The sequence below is a fragment of the [Scytonema hofmanni] UTEX 2349 genome (assembly GCF_000582685.1).
Lineage (GTDB): Bacteria > Cyanobacteriota > Cyanobacteriia > Cyanobacteriales > Nostocaceae > Hassallia > Hassallia hofmanni.
The window spans coordinates 4,706,512-4,723,769 of the sequence record NZ_KK073768.1; the positions used below are offsets into that span (position 1 = coordinate 4,706,512).

Genomic DNA, 17,258 nt, shown 5'->3' on the forward strand with positions numbered 1-17,258 from the left:
CTAACAACTAACATCCATCAACCATCAACCAACAACCATCAAATTATATGCAACACACAATAGCTGCGACAATCACCCAAGTAGGAGTCGGACTACATAGCGGTGAGAAAACTCAGGTACGGATATTACCCGCAGATGCGGGTAGTGGGCGCTACTTTATGCGGGTGGATTTGCCGGACTTACCGATAATTCCCGCACAAGTTGCGGCAGTGAATGAGACTGTGCTTTCGACTCAGTTGGGTAAAGGGGTGGCGTGCGTTCGCACTGTAGAGCATTTATTAGCGGCTCTGTGTGCGATGGGGGTGGATAATGCCCGAATTGAGATTGATGGGGCGGAAGTCCCGCTTTTGGACGGTTCAGCGCAAATTTGGACACAAGCGATCGCCGAAGTTGGTTTAGTCTCACAAACTTTGACTAACGACCAAATTCCCCCGGTGATCACCGAACCAATTTGGGTACGTCAAGACGATGCTTTTGTTTGTGCTATGCCAGCGGCAGAAACTCGTTTTAGCTACGGTATTGACTTCGACCTGCCTGCGATCGGTAATCAGTGGTACAGTTGGTCACGAGGCACTAATCTGGCAAATGCATCAGTTGCGTTTGCGGCGGAAATTGCCCCTGCCCGCACTTTTGGTTTATTACATCAAATTGAATACCTGCAAAAATCAGGCTTAATTAAAGGCGGAAGTTTGGATAATGCCCTCGTTTGCGGACCCGAAGGTTGGTTAAATCCACCATTAAGATATGCAAATGAGCCAGTCCGTCATAAAATCTTGGATTTAGTAGGAGATTTAAGTTTACTAGGAAATTTCTTACCTAGTGCTCATTTCTTGGCGTACAAAGCCAGCCACAATTTACATATTCAACTCGCCCAAAGGATTTTAGAATTGTCAGCGGTTGGCGCTTAGTCAAAAGCTAAAAACCTAAATCCTGGGAAGTTAAAACCGGCACCTACAAACAAAGCCCAAATAGTGAAATCAACCGAGCGTGCCAATGTCAATTCTCACCGAAGTTAACACAGTTACCGATCCTGATTCTGCATCTACCAAATCTCAAACCAATGAAACAACAAGCACATCTGAGAGAAAAACAATTTTTACAGTAGAAGAAATTCAGAAACTTTTACCCCATCGCTATCCTTTTGCACTTGTAGACCGAATTATCGACTACGTGCCTGAAAAACGCGCTGTGGGGATAAAAAACGTCACCTTTAATGAACCCCAGTTTCAAGGGCATTTTCCCGGAAATCCCATTATGCCGGGAGTACTAATTGTTGAAGCTATGGCACAAGTCGGTGGTATTGTTTTAACTCAACTACCAGAGTTAGAAGGCGGACTTTTCCTGTTTGCAGGTATCGATAAAGTCCGGTTTCGCCGCCAAGTAGTACCAGGCGATCAACTAGTAATGACCGTGGAACTGTTGTGGGTAAAACAACGTCGTTTCGGTAAGATGCAGGCTCGTGCCGAGGTAGACGGTCAGCTCGCTGCCGAAGGCGAACTGATGTTTTCACTTGCTAATTAAAAAATTTGCTTTTGTGGTATTGGCGCTACCGTGACGCGCTCTAACTGATTCTTGAAAAAGGATAGCAGTAAATCAAACAAGCCACAACCGCATTGTTTAATTTCTAGATTTTAAACGCCCTCACACATAACTTGCGATCGCCGACTCTCTCACTCACACAATACCTAAACACTCAGCACTCAAGACTATTCTGGAGATGCACCCTTGAAAACTCTTATTCATCCAACTGCTGTAATTCATCCTAACGCGCAAATCCACTCGAGCGTGCAAGTCGGTGCGTATGCGGTTATTGGAGGGCAAGTCAAAGTAGGTCCGGAAACTATCATTAGCCCTCATGTTGTCCTCGACGGACTGACGGAAATTGGGGCAAGAAATCACATTTTTCCCGGCGCCTGCATTGGCATGGAACCTCAGGATCTAAAATACGCTGGCGAGCCTAGCTGGGTTAAAATTGGCGACAATAACCAAATTCGGGAATATGTCACGATTAACCGAGCTACAGGCGCTGGTGAAGCAACTATCATTGGCAATGGTAACTTGTTAATGGCTTACGTCCATGTAGGTCATAACTGCGTCATTGCCGATTCGACAATTATTGCTAACTCTGTGGCTTTGGCTGGTCACGTCCATATTGACTCCTGCGCTCGACTGAGCGGCGTTTTAGGTGTCCATCAATTTGTACATATTGGTGGTTTGGCAATGGTCGGCGGGATGACTCGCATTGACCGCGATGTGCCGCCATATATGATGGTGGAGGGCAATCCATCACGGATACGAACCCTCAACCTTGTAGGACTCAAACGCTCTGGAATGAGTTCTGCTGACTTGCAAATCCTCAAAAAAGCCTTCCGCTTTCTCTACCGTTCTGAGTTAATTTTTAAAGACGCTTTGGAACAGTTGGAAATCCTGGGAGATACAGAACACTTGCAGTATCTGCGCCGCTTTCTGCTATTATCTCAAATGCCAGGAAGACGCGGGTTGATTCCTGGAAAGGGCAAAGCAGCCGTAAGTGATGAGTCGTGAGTTATGAGTCCATAGTCTACAGTCCATAGTCCATTCGTCAAAAATACTTGGACAATTGACCATTGACTGTTGACTATTGACCATTGACTTTTGACTATTGACCATTGACTAAGTTTATATAATGCGAATATTTATCAGCACCGGTGAAGTGTCTGGCGATTTGCAAGGAGCGTTGCTGATTGCAGCACTTCAACGTCAAGTCCTTGCATCTGGGTTAGAATTAGAGATTGTGGCGCTGGGTGGCGAAAAAATGGCAGCTGCGGGCGCACATCTGCTGGGTAATACTAGTAGTATTGGCTCAATGGGTCTTTTTGAATCGTTGCCTTATGTTTTGCCAACTATTCAGGTGCAACGAAAGGCGATCGCTCACCTGAAAGAAAATCCACCGGATTTGGTGGTATTAATTGACTACATGACACCCAATTTGGGCATTGGCACTTATTTAAATAAGCATATGCCACAAATTCCTGTGGTATATTACATTGCACCCCAAGAGTGGGTTTGGTCGGTGAGTTTAAGTAACACTTCCCGAATTGTCAGCTTTACAGATAAGCTTTTAGCAATCTTCTCAGAAGAAGCTCGTTACTACCAAGAGAATGGCGCTAAAGTTAGCTGGGTAGGACATCCTTTAGTTGACCGAATGCAAAGCGCTCCCAGTCGGGAAGCTGCTCGTGCTAAGTTGGGGATTGCATCAGAACAGATAGCGATCGCTCTTTTACCCGCTTCTCGTCGCCAAGAACTAAAATATCTCTTACCAGTAATTTTTCAAGCGGCACAAAATATTCAAGCTAAATTACCTCAAGTTCATTTCTGGATTCCCTTATCTCTGGAAATATACCGACAAGATATAGAAAAAGCAATACAACGTTATAATTTGCAGGCAACTGTAGTATCCGGTCAGCAACAAGAAGTTATGGCGGCTGCCGATTTGGCAATCACTAAATCTGGTACAGTCAATTTAGAGCTTTCCCTGCTAAATGTGCCGCAAGTTGTAACTTATCGGCTACATCCAGTTACAGCTTGGATTGCCCGTAATATTCTTAAAGGTTCTATACCCTTCGCATCGCCAACTAATTTAGTGGTGATGAGAGAAATTGTACCAGAGTTTTTACAAGAGCGAGCAACGCCAGAAAACGTGACTCAAGCTGCTATGGAATTATTGCTTAATCCTAGCCGAAAAGAGCAAATGGTAGCTGATTATCGAGAAATGCGGCAACATTTGGGAGAAGTGGGAGTATGCGATCGCGCTGCTGAAGAGATTTTACAAATGGTTAACATTAATAAAAACATATCACAATCCTAGATGATTCATGAAAAATAAAAACCCGCTCACAAGAAGTAGCATTGCTACGTCTCTACATCTGTATCCTTCACAAATCATATAGGACTGCTATAGCAACCCTCGTAGAGACGTTCCGCCGCAACTCGTAGAGACGTTCCGGCGGAACGTCTCTACAGTATATGTGATTTCTCCGACATGATATTATAATTATTGTCAAGATAATTTTGTCAGATTAAGGTAATAGTTTCAAGCTTAAGAATTGCAAATATGATTCACAGCAATAAAAAAAAAGACCTATCGCTGTTGATTTATTTGCTGGTGCTGGGGGGATGTCTCTTGGTTTTGAGCAAGCAGGCTTTGACGTACTTGCATCTGTGGAAATTGATCCAATTCATTGCGCTACACATGAATTTAATTTTCCTTTTTCGAGTATTTTATGTACAAGTATCGTCGATACTACAGCAAAAGAAATTAGAAGTAGATCCTCTATTGGTGATAGCGAAATCGATGTGGTGTTTGGTGGTCCTCCATGTCAAGGTTTTTCATTGATAGGTCAACGTGTTTTTGACGATCCTCGAAACTCTTTAGTACATCATTATATCCGGTTAGTTTTAGAATTACAGCCAAAGTATTTTGTTTTAGAAAATGTGAAAGGAATGACTTTAGGAAAGCATAAAGAGTTTATTTCAATAATCATTAATCAGTTTGAAAACAACGGTTACAAAGTTCGCCAAGATTACAAAATATTAAATGCTGCTGAATACGGGGTGCCACAGAATCGCGAACGATTATTTTTACTAGGTTGTCGTCATGATTTGGAATTACCAAATTATCCACAAGCTATTACTATTCCTCCAAAATCAAAGAAACCAAAGTTAAATAATCAACTAACATTAACCCCTACAGTTTTGGATGCACTTAAAGATTTACCTGAAGTAGAAAATTACATAGAGTTATATAAAAAAGATTGGGTGAAAGAAGCAGATTTTGGGAAACCAAGTAATTATGGTAGACAACTTCGTGGTTTTTCCTCTATAGATAAAGACTATTCCTATAAGCGTAAATACGATCCGAGAATGCTTACCTCAAGTTTAAGAACAAAGCATAATTTAGAATCATGTCATAGGTTTGAGTCTACTCCATGTGGCAAAACAGAACCTATCAGCCGCTTTCATAAACTCGATCCTGAAGGAATATGCAATACGCTTAGAGCCGGAACCCCTAGTAATAGAGGAGCTTATACTTCTCCTAGACCAATACATCCATTTACCCCAAGGTGTATAACTGTACGCGAAGCTGCGCGTTTACATTCTTATCCAGATTGGTTTAGATTTCATGTAACAAAATGGCATGGATTTCGACAAATAGGAAATTCTGTTCCACCGTTATTAGCTAAGGCAGTGGCGTCAGAAATTATTAAAATTATCAATATATCTCCATCTAAACCAGGAGTTATACAAGAGCTTGGAAACGACAAATTATTAATATTTGATATGTCTAAAGCTGCCAACTATTACAATATTGATCCACATATTATAGAGCCAAGAAAGAGAAGGTCAAAGTGAGTCAATAAAGAATAGACATCTCTTGGAAAACAATGTAGAGACGTAGCAATGCTACGTCTCATCAAGAGTTGTGGACAACGCATAGTTTATTTCCACGCCTATGTCGTATATATAATGCATTAAATTGGCGCTAATACACTTTTAAACGCAGAGTCACGCTAAGGTAAGCGCAAAGGTACGCAGAGTATTCATTAGACATCTGGTGAAAAAGAATGTAGAGACGCGTTAGCGAAGCGGGACGAAGTTCAATTTCGCGTCTCTTGGGGTTTTGGATGACGCATATTTAATTTATGGAGATGTCTATTATGAACTTATGTAAAGCTGTATTAAGTCCAAGCGCGGAAAAAGGTAGTATCTTCCCAAATTTTGGCTGTAAGCTGCTCAATCGCGGCTAGTTCTTTACCCTGGAGGGGTTGAAAAGCTCGTGCGACCTTGACATTTTCTTCTAATTGTGCTATTGTCTCAGCGGCGATTACACAACATTGAACCCCAGGCTGAGATAAACTATATCCCAAAGCTTGTTGCATACCTGACAAACTACCAGGCTTGAACAATCGACCGTAAGCAGGTACTTTCATCGCAATCACAGCTACATTTTGTTGCTGCGCTACTGGTAGAACTACAGGTAAAAATGGGCGCGGATGATGTTTATCTGCTGCATTGACGGGAATTAGGGTTGTGTGGAAAGGATAGCGACGCAAACCTTCGGCGATTACTTTCGGGTCGTGGTGTCCAGTAATACCAGCAAAGCGGACGATTTTTTGCTGTATCGCTTCTTCTACAGCTTTAATTGCCCCAGATGCACTAAAGATGGTATCGAGTTCTTGGGGGAAAGAAACGTGATGTAGCTGCCATAAGTTAAGATAATCAGTCTTGAGACGTTTAAGCGATCGCTCTAATTCTCTCCAAGCACCATCCCGATCTCTTTTATCAGTCTTACTTGCTAAAAACAGCTTTGATCTGTGAGGTGGTAGAACTTTTCCCAAATAATCCTCACTTGGTCCATAACTTGAGGCAGTGTCAAAATAACGGATGCCTAATTGCAAGGCTTTTTCAATAATTGCCATAGCATCACGTTCTCTTCCTTCCCAGGATAGCGGCGTTTGACCCGCTCCACCCAAGCCGAAGATAGGCACTTTTACTTGTGTGCGTCCCAGCACTCGTTCTGGCATTGTTGCTGGTGGTGTCGCAGTGTTGCTAGCATTTTGTTGCAAGGTAGTAGTTCCTACAATACCCCCTGCGACGGCAACACTGGTCATTAAGAAGTTGCGCCGCGTCGTTTTTTCTGACATGGTTTACTTGGGAGGTGAAATCGCTTCTCTTCTAATATGTTAGCTATGAATAGGATTCCCATGCATCTCGTTCTTGGCTAATAAACTGATCTACTTCTTCTGGTGTAGCAAAACTGCCTTTTGCGCTGCCAATAAAGCTGGTTAAAGACTTTGTAGATCGATCGGTGGGTGTCTCTATAAGTACTATAATCTCCACAGTTGCCCCAGTAGGAAGTTCTGGAGAACAGATTTATACTACACCACCAGGTTTTACTATCGTTTTTTGTCTGAGTCCGTTAAGCATGATTTTTCATCCTGATTAATCTAGGAATACCGATTTTTAGCACGAGATTAGGCGATCGCGCTATATATTTATCAAGCGTCATAGCTATCTTGATAACTTGTAAATATTTTGTATCCTGGTAGGACTATCCCGATACCTGTAGAACTGTGGATTTTACCAGGATATTTGTATGGGTTATCATCGGGTATTGCACCGCCAATTCTCATAGTGAAATATGGACACCAAAAATAAAATCCTGGTATCAGCAAGTCCATACTGTAGGCGATCGCTCTCAGATTTTCTCTTCTGGCAAATATTTTTTTAACCACTTGCTCGTAAGGTATTTTGGGTTCGTTGATAGCTGCCCTTACGGCTTTGATATCTGCTTCATCTTCCATATTTTCTGTCTTTACTAATCTAATTTTTATTTTTAAATTCAGAACCTACAATCATAGACAAGTCATTAGCCAGCGCTTGTTCATCATAAATACTTAATATACCACCCCGAATAGTCGCATAATACTTGCGCCCTGCATTCAATGCTGTTTCTCTCAATATGACATCTCGCGGATTTTTTCTAAGAGCTTCTTTTGCATATTCGTATGCGTGAGTTACTTTAGTTCTTTGTTTACCAAGCTTGTTAGCATAACTGAAAATTAAATAAAAAATTAAACAAAAAATAATCAATGGAAAAAGAGATAACACAATCTCGCTTAACCATCCACTCAATATCAGGAAAATTACTAGGAAAGTCCCGCCTGAAATAAGCGCAATCTTTTGCTGTAGCGACAACTTATTAAATAAATCTAACAGATATAGTTTTGTTATCTGATATTGATTTTTTGGAAGAGATGAATTGCTTTGGAATGTTGTAATTGGTTCTATATTGCCTTGCTTTACTTGTTCTTTAGAAACATTAGGCTGATTTGACTGTGTTGTCCCTTTATAAGTTAGTCCCGCTAATTCAAACTCTTGATTCCAAGCTGGAAACTCTTCTCCAGCTTGTCGCCCGTAAACCTTGACTCTTTCTATAGATGTAGCCCCCAAACCTGTTATTCCTTTACGGACAAATGCAACTAGAGTTTGTTGATGTGGGACTTCGGGAGATTCTAGCATCACCTGTAAGCAAGCATCTTTGAGAGCAACTTTTGCGGTGATGCCTTTAGATTGCAATTGGCGGTTCATTAGAGATGCGATCGCCTCTACATTTCCCTGTTTAGCAAGTTCCAAAAGATTCGTTTGTGTCATAACCAGTAAAAGTGAAAACCTGAAAATTAATTCTCCATTCTCAGGATTCCCATTTTAAAGACACGATTAACACCATCTATATTTTTGATAAAGCACGCCCTTTCTTACGTATATTCACTCAAAAATCTGGAAGTCCGCGCAGGCGGACTTCGTTCTTGTAGCCGCGATTTTAATCGTCGGGAAATAAATGTTACTTACTTCCAGCGCTTTGCTTTGCAAAATCCAAATAAACCTGATATTGTGTAATTTTTTGCTGAGACAAAGCATAATCCGGACTGGAAGATGGCACAGAATTCATCAAAAATATTGCTTCTCTCCACATATTTTCAACCATCTTCCATTCATCTTGAGATTCTGCAACCCTAGCTAGTTTTGCTGCACTTTTACCTTTGCTAAGTCCTTTTTCAAAATTATCAACTTCAAGAGATTTAGAACTAACTTGTGTAACTTCCGAAGAAACAGATAATCGAATTTTATCTGCTAAATTTGCAGTTTGTTGAACTTCTGGTAACTTGGCAAACAAATATATCCACACAGCCACCAAAGGAATCAAAACAATTGTGAATATTTTTTTTGGTGATTTACCATGCTTGGTAATAAAGCTCAAAAAAGTTGGTTTTTTAGCTGGCAACTCTTCAGGAGTTTGTATCTGCGTTGAAATAGTTTCATCTCCCATGCTATCAGTCTCAATTTGGGGAGATGTATCTAGGTTGGAATTTTCTGCTAAACTATCAACAGAATCACCATAAACCAAGCGACACTTAAATAAATAGCCAATCTGATAAATAAGAGCCGCATTAATCAGCCAGACCACTGCAAAGATTGTTTGGATGTTTCTATCAATTGGACTTGAGTTGGTAATAATTTTCTCGTAGTTTAGATTAAATAAAGGTAGGAAAGGGGTACAAAACAACGTTGCGGCTAAAGTTGAGAGACTAAACACAAGCCAACTAGATAAACTTTCCCACCAACTGATTATTCCGGGAAAAAAGCCTTGAATTTTACTGATTTTTTCACCAGGAATTGCCGAAATAAAGCGACCGAGAAAAAAGTGATGCAAAAAGGCGATCGCCGGAATTGGTAGTATAAGTAACAATATCAGCCAGATGATAAATTGTTCCGGTCTGTTTGACCATCTAGCCAGATTCAGCAACAATTCACTATTGCGTCTAATAACATTGACAAATGCAGTCATCAGCACAGATAACATTAAAGCACTTAACCAGGAATTAGGATAAGGAAACCATATAGGTAATCCAAACTTTTTCATATGACACATCCTCCGCTTCATTTAAATTAATGGTTAGGTAAATTTAGGCTCAGGCGATCGCGCTTATTCAGCGAGTGACATCGCCATTTCCAGGTCTACTCGGCTGTATGATAACAAACTAAAAATCTCACATGAACGATTAAATAATACCTCTCGCCCAACAACCAATCAATCGCAACTTTCTTTACAATTGCACTCATTCGCCATATCCCATCATCACGCTTAAAAATTATGGGAGTGCCACAATTAAGAAAGATAGGTTTGACTGCAATGACACCTTCACCTACATATACCCGACAACCTTGGTCTGAATCTTATAGTGAAATAATTGATGTTCGTTCAAAGAGGGAATTTGCCGAAGATCACATCCCCAAAGCCATCAATTTACCAGTGCTGAATGATGACGAACGCGCTCAAGTGGGAACGATATATAAACAAATCAACCCCTTCACCGCTCGGAAAATCGGGGCTGCTATAGTATCAAAAAACATCTCCCAGCATCTAAGAGAATACTTTGCCACAAAAGATAAAAACTACCGTCCTCTAGTCTACTGCTGGCGCGGTGGACAGCGTTCTGCTAGCATGGCTTCAGTCCTATCGCAAATTGGTTGGCGAGTCACATTACTCGAAGGTGGTTACAAAACTTATCGGGCTTATGTTCGCCAGCAAATCGAAGATTTGCCACAAAAATTTACTTATCAAGTCGTGTGCGGTCTTACTGGTAGTGCTAAAACGCATATTTTACACCAGATGCGCTTAACTCGTAACGCTCAAGTTTTAGATTTAGAAGCTTTGGCAAACCATTGCGGTTCTCTGCTGGGGGAAGAATGGCAAGGAAAACTTTCTAATCAACCTTCACAAAAATACTTTGAATCTCTGCTAGTAGAACAGTTACAAAACTTCAATCCGCATCAGCCAGTGTGGGTAGAATCAGAAAACCAAAAAATTGGCAATATTTATTTACCCCAATTTTTATGGGAGAAAATAAAACAGGCTAACTGTGTAGAAATTCAAATACCTATAGCTGCTAGAGTGAAATTTATCTTAGAAGAATATCCGCATTTGGTAGATCGTGCCGATATTTTAAAATGGAAGCTGGAAAAGTTTAAATCTCGTTATGGTTGGGATAAATTATGTCAGTGGCATCAGTTAATTGACACCGGAGAGTGGGAATCATTTGTGCAAGATATTTTGCAATATCACTATGACCCTACCTATAGACACTCAATAAAACGGTACTTTACCAAAGCTGACCGCGTGCTATCTATACCAAATTTATCTGATAGCAGTATTGATACTTTATTGGATTCTTTGTTGCCGAATTCTCTAGCATTAACCTGAAATTATATTACCCCTTTCCTCACTTGAGAAAGGGGTATGTGTGAAGTTATTTGCATTTCTTCAACTTAACTTCATAGATAATTTAGTATTATTCCAAGCCGCAACTGTTGAAAACTGGTAGTAACTTTTAATTAGTAAATTACAGAATTTCCATAAAAAATATTCTGGAATTTAAAAATAAAAGATAGTTTCAACAGTGTTGTGATTAGAACAATGCACTCAAAAACAAAGAAATCTGTATCTAGATTAGTAGGAGTTTGGACGTTTCTTTTACTTTTTATATTTAAAGGGATTTTTCCTAAACCTGCTGCGGTACAGGATTTAAACCTACTGGCGGTAGGGATTATTTTGATACCTTAGAATAAGGCAGAAGAGGAAAATGACGATGCAAATTATTAAAACTACAAAAGACAAGGCTGATATTCAATTTTCAATAGATAAGCTGCTCATTTTAAACAACGCTCTTAATGAGGTATGTAATGGGATTAAATTGCCTGAGTTTAGTACAAGGATGGGGGCAGAACGCGAAGAAGTTAAAATCTTATTAAAATCAATTAACAAGCTAATTCATGCATTAAGGTCAAGTGAAACCTTAGATGTGAAGCTTGCTGATAAACAAGGACAACCTTAAGTAAGCAAAGGACAAGTGGAGAACCGAATTCGCTGCGTTCCTTAGTTGAGAAAACAATAGATAATTGTGTACTGCACCTTCTATTTCTGTTTTTGTTGCGAAGTCATAGTAGCGTTATTTGTCGAAGTAGCAGTTGTAATATTAATCATTGGTAATTTCCCATCACCACTCATCACCATCGGAAACTTACCATCCCATTTTTCTATCGCTTGCTTCTGTAAAAACGCTGGGGTTAAAGTTTTTTCTTGTAATTTTTGCGCTTCGGCTTCACCTTTAGCGCGGTTGATATTTGCTTGAGCTTCTTGTGCTGCTTTATCAGCATTAAATTCTGCTTGTCTTGCTTGTTGTTCTGCTATTTGTCTTGCTTCTACAGCTTTGCTAAACTCTTCTGGGAAGGCGAAATTTATTATAGATACATCATCGACAATTACACCATAAGGCGCTAGACGATTTTTAAGTTGTATATCAAGTTGTGCTTTTATTTCTGCCCTTTCCGAAATAAGTTCTTCTGTGGTTTTTTGAGAAATTACTGCTTTTAAAACTTCGGAAACAGCGGGAGAGATTATGGTTGTAATTATTTGTTGCTCATCTCCAATTTTTTGATAAACTTTATTTACTCGTGTCGAGTCAATGTTCCAGTTAACAGCGATTTCTGCTGTCATTTGTTGGAGGTCTTTGGAAGTAGCATCAGCTTGAAAACTAGTATTTTGAATGCGAATGCTGATGTTTTTAACTGATGTGACAATTGGTGTAATCGGATGGATACCTTCATCAAAAACTCTATCTTGAACTTTGCCAAATTGCATCACAACTCCTCGTTGACCTGCATTCACGATGGTAAAGGGACGAAAAATAATTGCTAAAACTAATAAAACTATTCCGCCGACAAGGTACAATGCGTAATGATGGTTATTAGTATTATTGTTTCTCAAGTTTTCCATATTTTCTCTGCTAAATTTAGTGATTAGTTTTGCTTTAATGTAAAGTTAAAAAGATTTTTCCATCAGTAACATCAGTAAAAACACTCTTGCGAGTAACGATTTCGGAAAAAACTTTAAACTCAAACTTATTTAAACATGAAAATTTATCAACGTCATGCTTGGGAATTAACAGTAGATGAAGCGATCGCTATCCAAGAAGAACTCCAAGCTGAGGTAATTACCGAAGATAAATTTAAAGAACCAGTTCAGTATGTTGCTGGGGTAGACATGGGTTTTGAAGCAGACGGGACGATTAGTCGTGCAGCAGTAGCGGTACTGAGTTTTCCTGATTTGCTTCTTGTCGAGACAAGTTTAGCGTATCGTCCGACAACATTTCCTTACATTCCTGGTTTCCTCTCATTTCGCGAAATTCCGGCTGTACTCGACGCTTTAGAAAAGATTACTACAATACCAGACATTATTCTGTGTGATGGTCAGGGAATTGCCCATCCTCGCAGATTTGGCATAGCTTGTCATTTGGGTGTAATTGTGGATATACCGACAATTGGTGTAGCAAAATCTTTGCTAGTTGGTAAGCATGAAATAGTACCAGAAACCAAAGGCAGTTGGCAACCACTTATACATAAGAGTGAAACGATTGGCGCCGTTTTGCGATCGCGCACCAAAGTAAAACCACTATATATCTCCAGTGGTCATCGCATCAGTCTACCGACGGCTATTGACTATGTATTGCGCTGCACGCCAAAATATCGACTACCAGAAACTACTCGCATTGCGGATAAATTAGCTTCTAACAGATAAAGCTCCCCAATTCATAAATAAATCAAAAATCGGATTTTTCGCAACAAAGCAGACAATATTCGGATTTTTTTGTTATAACATCAATGAATATAAAGAAAGCTTCATATAATCCGAATTACCAAACCAAGGACTAAAGCCGTTAATTTTCAACTTGGTTGAGTAGTCTCTGTGCCTTACCCTTTCTCAGTTACAGTCTTAAATAAATTAACTAAAAGTTCCTAATTTTTCCCCTGAGATTTGCATTTACAAAAATTTTAATAAATATACAATTATAAAGATTTAATTATATAGCTTTTGTGCATGTCCTTTTGTCGCCTGTATATGAGTATTATTTTTGCTCAATGGCTCAAATGGATTTTGAAAGCGTCTTTTTCGTAGATGCTGCTAGAACCACCACATAAACCTGTACACGGAAATTTGGCTAATGACAACGGATAAGCTGACCTTCGCTGATAAAATTTCCCTAGACGGAAAAAATTTTGTACACGCAGAACAAATACCTATTCCAGAATGGCCCTGTGTGGTGACAGAAAGACCACAGCTGACACTTACTGTTAAAGATGATGATTTATTTTTCGTAACAGACACTATCGGCAATATATCTGGTTGTTCGCTCAACGACAGCAACCCTAGTATGGGACTGTTTTGCTCTGATACCAGGTTTCTCAGTCGTTTGGAGTTGCAAATTGAAGGGCGATCGCCTGTTCTCCTCAGCAGCACTGCCGACAAGGGATTTTCACTCTCAGTTTTGTGTACAAATCCTAGAATTGACGATCGCCTAAATGCCGACAGTGTAGGAATTCGTCGCGAACTTGTCCTCAATGGCGCACTATTTGAAGAAATAGAAATAGCTAATTATAGCACAACTACCGTCACCTTTGAACTAACTATCAGCTTTGATGCGGATTTTGTCGATTTATTTGAAGTGCGGGGCTATGACAGACAGAAACGCGGTAAACTTTTGCGCCTACTAGACCCAAAAACTGAGGAAGCAATACTAACAGGTGATGGCATTTCGTCGATACAGACAACAGCGACACCAGAAATGTTGACACTAGCCTATCAAGGTCTAGATGGCTTAATCATGGAATCGCGCATTCAATTCCAACATCGAATCCCTGATTCTTTCAAAGGTTACACAGCAGTTTGGCGGATGGAATTGGCTTCCCACGAAACCGAAAAACTCGGTTATCGGGTGAATATGTTAACAAACAACAAATCTAGCTCTACTGTTAGTGCTCCTGCCACCTTAGGTCAAGCAAAAGCTGCTGAGGTGATGGAAGAACAGCACTGGGGTCAACAAATTACCCGAATTCGCTCAGATAAAAGCTTGTTTAATCGAGTCATTGAACGAGCCGAACAAGATATGTATTTGTTGCGGCAGTCTTTTGGCAAGCATAAAACTGTTTCCGCCGGTGTGCCGTGGTTTTCTTCACTGTTTGGGCGGGATTCGCTGATTACAGCTTACCAAAGCTTAATGTTAAATCCGCAAATCGCTAAAGAAACTCTTTTTCTTCTAGCCGCATACCAAGGTAAAAGTGAAGATGATTGGCGTGAAGAGGAACCAGGTAAGATTTTACACGAGTTGCGATTGGGAGAAATGGCGCGTTGTCAGGAAATTCCCCACACGCCCTACTACGGTACTATTGATGCTACTCCTCTGTGGTTGATGTTGTATGCTGAATACTACACTTGGACTCACGATCAAGAAACTTTAGAGCAACTTTGGTCACACGCTCTAGCAGCAATGGAGTGGATCGATCGCAATATGAAACAAACTAGCTACTTGAGCTACTATTGCAAATCTAAACGGGGTCTTGCTAACCAAGGTTGGAAAGATTCTGGTGATTGTATTGTAGACCGCAAAGGAGAATTAGCCAGCGGACCAATTGCCCTTTGTGAAGTGCAAGCTTATGTGTACGCTGCGAAAATGCGTCTGGCAGAAATTGCGAGGATGAAAAAGCGGCTTGATTTGGCTGACCGCTGGCAAGAAGAGGCAAGAAGCCTGAAGGTTCGTTTCAATCGAGATTTCTGGATGGAAGACGAGGATTTCTGCGCTCTTGCTTTGGATGGAGACGGTAAACATGTAGATAGCATTACGTCAAATCCCGGTCATTGTCTGCTTTTAGGAATTTTCACCCCAGAAAAAGCTTACAGTGTGGCAGAGCGTTTGCGGGCACCGGATATGTTTAATGGTTGGGGCATTCGCACCCTAAGTAGTTTGTCACCAGCTTACAATCCGATGGGCTATCATATTGGTTCAGTTTGGCCCCATGACAACGCGCTAATTGCAATGGGTTTGCGATCGCTTGGTTTAATCGATCAAGCTTTAGAATTGTACCAAGGCTTGATCGATATGACTAGTCAGCAGCCCTATCACCGTCCCCCAGAACTTTTATGCGGCTATGAACGTAACGGTGATAACGCACCTGTGCAGTATCCTGTTGCTTGTACTCCTCAAGCTTGGGCTACTGGCAGTATCTTTCAATTACTGCAAATGATGGTAAACTTAGTGCCTGATGCTCAAAATAACTGCTTACGAATCATCGACCCCGCTTTACCAGAGTCGATTAATCGTTTGTCGTTCCACAATTTGCGCGTTGGTGGTACCGTTCTCGATTTAGAATTTGAACGCTCTGGTAACACCACTGCTTGTCGTGTTGCCAAAAAACGCGGTAATCTCCGCGTAGTTATTGAAGCCTAATTCACTTAGGAATTATGAGTTATGAGTTAGTTGTAAATATTAACTCATAACTCATCAAAGTTGGAAACTTTTAACTTTCTACTACAGGTCAGCGTAAATAAAGCACCTATTCCAAATAGCCAAAAAGTCTCCCCTACAAGCCTTTGACTTTTGAATGAGTGACTTCTAAAGAAGCGGTACTAGCCTTCCTCCTTCTCCCTCTTTTGTCCTGGGGAAGCTTCATAAAGAGCATCTAATTGCTGACGAGCATCTTCAACGTTGACTGAACGCATTACCAATAAAGGTTCTTTAATTAAATTTCCAGAACTATCTAATAATTCTGGATGGGGTATAAATTGTTTTCTAGATGACATATATGCCGAGTTTCCCTGAGCCATTGACGACCTAGAATAAGTTCGATCTGTGTCAAAACTGAACATCACCAGGTTACGAATTAAGTTGGCAACGGCTATAAAAGCAAGGATGGTAAAAGCAAGAATGTAAAGTAGGTGTAACATCGATTTTTCCTCCAGGTGCTGCGGTTTTAAAAACTTCTATTGTCATTTTGGGTGGGGAAAACCCACCCTTGCTGGATTGCTTCGCTTTGCCAATACCCTCACTCCAGGCTAAAGCGAATATTCAACGCACATAAGTGTACGCCTATGTTGATGTGAGACAATTTTTTGACTGTTACTCAATCTTAAGTAGCATAAAATACAATATTTTCTTAATTCAAAGGATTTGAACGATTTAGTAGTATCTCTTTGACTTATATACCGTTTTGCTATTGCCAAGTAGTTTAGCAAACTTCTCATCTAAAAAACATTAAACTTCTCGATCTTGACGAAAGCGCATCGCTACTTGCCAACATTCTGTGACTAATTTATGCCAAGGCATTAACGTTTCCATCTCAATGCCGACTTGTCCATCAGTTGCAGCAAACAGCATTTTCGTTGTGTTCACTTTGTCTTGAGCCTGCTTGACTCGCAACAGTAGGTCTGATTGCTCCTGGTAACTCATAAATGAGAGTTGCTCTGTCTCCAGTAATTCACGCGATCGCGCAAACCAATACTGAAAATCTTCCAACAACGGCTGCAAAACCGTCTTCAGCAACTCTGGCTCTGGTAAATTCGAGTCTCGCATAAATCAGAGGCATATTTCTAACTTGCTTACTAATATTAACGTTAATTACATTTCTTAACACTTTTCTTATCTGTGCTATAAGAAAGAAATACTTATCGTTTTGTAAAAAGCGTTACAAATTTATTATAGAAGTTAAACCAAAGGTTTGTAAAGTGCCGATAGGTGTAGCTGTAGTTGCAGCGTTAATAGCAATTATTTGTGAAGCTGCATAGAAGAACCCCACCCCTTAATCCCCTCCCCGCAAGCGGGGAGGGG

17 protein-coding genes are annotated in these 17,258 nt (G+C 40.4%); 9 read left to right on the forward strand and 8 right to left on the reverse strand.

Annotation, left to right across the window (positions count from 1 at the left end):
• The first annotated feature begins 47 nt into the window (after window positions 1-47).
• The 5 genes from lpxC (at window position 48) to dcm (ending at window position 5,391) form a co-directional block, all read left to right on the forward strand.
• Window positions 48-908 carry a UDP-3-O-acyl-N-acetylglucosamine deacetylase gene (gene lpxC / locus TOL9009_RS0126510; RefSeq protein ID WP_029636084.1) on the forward strand — a complete coding sequence of 287 codons (861 nt, stop codon included), beginning with the start codon at window positions 48-50 and terminating at the stop codon, window positions 906-908.
• A gap of 85 nt (window positions 909-993) precedes the next feature.
• Complete coding sequence (gene fabZ / locus TOL9009_RS0126515; protein WP_029636086.1) at window positions 994-1,521, forward strand: 3-hydroxyacyl-ACP dehydratase FabZ; 528 nt, start codon at window positions 994-996, stop codon at window positions 1,519-1,521.
• Between the two features lie 204 nt (window positions 1,522-1,725).
• The gene (gene lpxA, locus TOL9009_RS0126520) at window positions 1,726-2,544 is read left to right on the forward strand and encodes an acyl-ACP--UDP-N-acetylglucosamine O-acyltransferase (RefSeq protein WP_029636088.1); all 819 of its coding nucleotides are present in this window, start codon (window positions 1,726-1,728) and stop codon (window positions 2,542-2,544) included.
• Between the two features lie 121 nt (window positions 2,545-2,665).
• Complete coding sequence (lpxB, locus tag TOL9009_RS0126525; RefSeq protein ID WP_029636090.1) at window positions 2,666-3,847, forward strand: lipid-A-disaccharide synthase; 1,182 nt, start codon at window positions 2,666-2,668, stop codon at window positions 3,845-3,847.
• Window positions 3,848-4,155: 308 nt separating this feature from the next.
• Complete coding sequence (gene dcm / locus TOL9009_RS0126530; RefSeq protein ID WP_051503035.1) at window positions 4,156-5,391, forward strand: DNA (cytosine-5-)-methyltransferase; 1,236 nt, start codon at window positions 4,156-4,158, stop codon at window positions 5,389-5,391.
• 326 nt (window positions 5,392-5,717) lie between these two features.
• On the opposite strand, the gene TOL9009_RS0126535 is transcribed toward dcm, so the two are convergent.
• From TOL9009_RS0126535 to TOL9009_RS0126555, 5 genes are all read right to left on the reverse strand, one after another.
• The gene (locus TOL9009_RS0126535; RefSeq protein ID WP_029636094.1) at window positions 5,718-6,683 is read right to left on the reverse strand and encodes an aldo/keto reductase; all 966 of its coding nucleotides are present in this window, start codon (window positions 6,681-6,683) and stop codon (window positions 5,718-5,720) included.
• A gap of 43 nt (window positions 6,684-6,726) precedes the next feature.
• Window positions 6,727-6,879: a hypothetical protein gene (locus TOL9009_RS48545; protein ID WP_199341294.1), complete on the reverse strand. Its 153-nt coding sequence runs from the start codon at window positions 6,877-6,879 to the stop codon at window positions 6,727-6,729.
• A gap of 158 nt (window positions 6,880-7,037) precedes the next feature.
• Window positions 7,038-7,343, reverse strand: a complete 306-nt coding sequence (locus TOL9009_RS0126545; RefSeq protein ID WP_242055195.1) for a hypothetical protein — start codon at window positions 7,341-7,343, stop codon at window positions 7,038-7,040.
• A gap of 19 nt (window positions 7,344-7,362) precedes the next feature.
• Window positions 7,363-8,130, reverse strand: coding sequence for a hypothetical protein (locus TOL9009_RS49700; protein ID WP_242055197.1), 768 nt, complete (start codon window positions 8,128-8,130; stop codon window positions 7,363-7,365).
• A 253-nt stretch (window positions 8,131-8,383) separates the two neighbouring features.
• Window positions 8,384-9,463, reverse strand: a complete 1,080-nt coding sequence (locus TOL9009_RS0126555; RefSeq protein WP_029636097.1) for a hypothetical protein — start codon at window positions 9,461-9,463, stop codon at window positions 8,384-8,386.
• A gap of 270 nt (window positions 9,464-9,733) precedes the next feature.
• Between TOL9009_RS0126555 and mnmH the strand changes: the two genes are divergently transcribed.
• Complete coding sequence (gene mnmH / locus TOL9009_RS0126560) at window positions 9,734-10,804, forward strand: tRNA 2-selenouridine(34) synthase MnmH (protein ID WP_029636098.1); 1,071 nt, start codon at window positions 9,734-9,736, stop codon at window positions 10,802-10,804.
• 385 nt (window positions 10,805-11,189) lie between these two features.
• Window positions 11,190-11,435 (forward strand): hypothetical protein, encoded by a 246-nt coding sequence (locus tag TOL9009_RS40580; RefSeq protein ID WP_051503036.1) that lies wholly within the window; start codon window positions 11,190-11,192, stop codon window positions 11,433-11,435.
• Window positions 11,436-11,515: 80 nt separating this feature from the next.
• Here TOL9009_RS40580 and TOL9009_RS0126570 read toward each other — a convergent pair whose 3' ends face one another.
• A complete protein-coding gene (locus tag TOL9009_RS0126570) occupies window positions 11,516-12,376 on the reverse strand; it encodes a prohibitin family protein (RefSeq protein ID WP_029636100.1) in 861 nt (286 codons plus the stop codon).
• A 135-nt stretch (window positions 12,377-12,511) separates the two neighbouring features.
• Between TOL9009_RS0126570 and nfi the strand changes: the two genes are divergently transcribed.
• Both nfi and TOL9009_RS0126580 read left to right on the forward strand, forming a co-directional pair.
• Window positions 12,512-13,177 (forward strand): deoxyribonuclease V, encoded by a 666-nt coding sequence (gene nfi / locus TOL9009_RS0126575; RefSeq protein WP_029636101.1) that lies wholly within the window; start codon window positions 12,512-12,514, stop codon window positions 13,175-13,177.
• Between the two features lie 424 nt (window positions 13,178-13,601).
• Window positions 13,602-15,881, forward strand: a complete 2,280-nt coding sequence (locus TOL9009_RS0126580) for an amylo-alpha-1,6-glucosidase (RefSeq protein ID WP_029636103.1) — start codon at window positions 13,602-13,604, stop codon at window positions 15,879-15,881.
• Window positions 15,882-16,060: 179 nt separating this feature from the next.
• On the opposite strand, the gene TOL9009_RS0126585 is transcribed toward TOL9009_RS0126580, so the two are convergent.
• Both TOL9009_RS0126585 and TOL9009_RS0126590 read right to left on the reverse strand, forming a co-directional pair.
• A complete protein-coding gene (locus tag TOL9009_RS0126585) occupies window positions 16,061-16,378 on the reverse strand; it encodes a DUF2973 domain-containing protein (protein ID WP_029636105.1) in 318 nt (105 codons plus the stop codon).
• Window positions 16,379-16,685: 307 nt separating this feature from the next.
• On the reverse strand, window positions 16,686-17,003 hold the full coding sequence (locus TOL9009_RS0126590; protein ID WP_029636107.1) for a DUF2605 domain-containing protein: 318 nt from the start codon (window positions 17,001-17,003) through the stop codon (window positions 16,686-16,688).
• Window positions 17,004-17,258 lie beyond the last annotated feature (255 nt).

What these genes read in the sequence shown, in the direction of transcription:
- lpxC (WP_029636084.1), top strand. Translation starts at nt 48, where the DNA reads ATGCAACACACAATAGCTGCGACAATCACCCAAGTAGGAGTCGGACTA.
- fabZ (WP_029636086.1), top strand. Translation starts at nt 994, where the DNA reads ATGTCAATTCTCACCGAAGTTAACACAGTTACCGATCCTGATTCTGCA.
- lpxB (WP_029636090.1), top strand. Translation starts at nt 2,666, where the DNA reads ATGCGAATATTTATCAGCACCGGTGAAGTGTCTGGCGATTTGCAAGGA.
- dcm (WP_051503035.1), top strand. Translation starts at nt 4,156, where the DNA reads ATGTCTCTTGGTTTTGAGCAAGCAGGCTTTGACGTACTTGCATCTGTG.
- TOL9009_RS0126535 (WP_029636094.1), bottom strand. Translation starts at nt 6,683, where the DNA reads ATGTCAGAAAAAACGACGCGGCGCAACTTCTTAATGACCAGTGTTGCC.
- TOL9009_RS0126545 (WP_242055195.1), bottom strand. Translation starts at nt 7,343, where the DNA reads ATGGAAGATGAAGCAGATATCAAAGCCGTAAGGGCAGCTATCAACGAA.
- TOL9009_RS49700 (WP_242055197.1), bottom strand. Translation starts at nt 8,130, where the DNA reads ATGAACCGCCAATTGCAATCTAAAGGCATCACCGCAAAAGTTGCTCTC.
- TOL9009_RS0126555 (WP_029636097.1), bottom strand. Translation starts at nt 9,463, where the DNA reads ATGAAAAAGTTTGGATTACCTATATGGTTTCCTTATCCTAATTCCTGG.
- mnmH (WP_029636098.1), top strand. Translation starts at nt 9,734, where the DNA reads ATGACACCTTCACCTACATATACCCGACAACCTTGGTCTGAATCTTAT.
- TOL9009_RS40580 (WP_051503036.1), top strand. Translation starts at nt 11,190, where the DNA reads ATGCAAATTATTAAAACTACAAAAGACAAGGCTGATATTCAATTTTCA.
- TOL9009_RS0126570 (WP_029636100.1), bottom strand. Translation starts at nt 12,376, where the DNA reads ATGGAAAACTTGAGAAACAATAATACTAATAACCATCATTACGCATTG.
- nfi (WP_029636101.1), top strand. Translation starts at nt 12,512, where the DNA reads ATGAAAATTTATCAACGTCATGCTTGGGAATTAACAGTAGATGAAGCG.
- TOL9009_RS0126580 (WP_029636103.1), top strand. Translation starts at nt 13,602, where the DNA reads ATGACAACGGATAAGCTGACCTTCGCTGATAAAATTTCCCTAGACGGA.
- TOL9009_RS0126585 (WP_029636105.1), bottom strand. Translation starts at nt 16,378, where the DNA reads ATGTTACACCTACTTTACATTCTTGCTTTTACCATCCTTGCTTTTATA.
- TOL9009_RS0126590 (WP_029636107.1), bottom strand. Translation starts at nt 17,003, where the DNA reads ATGCGAGACTCGAATTTACCAGAGCCAGAGTTGCTGAAGACGGTTTTG.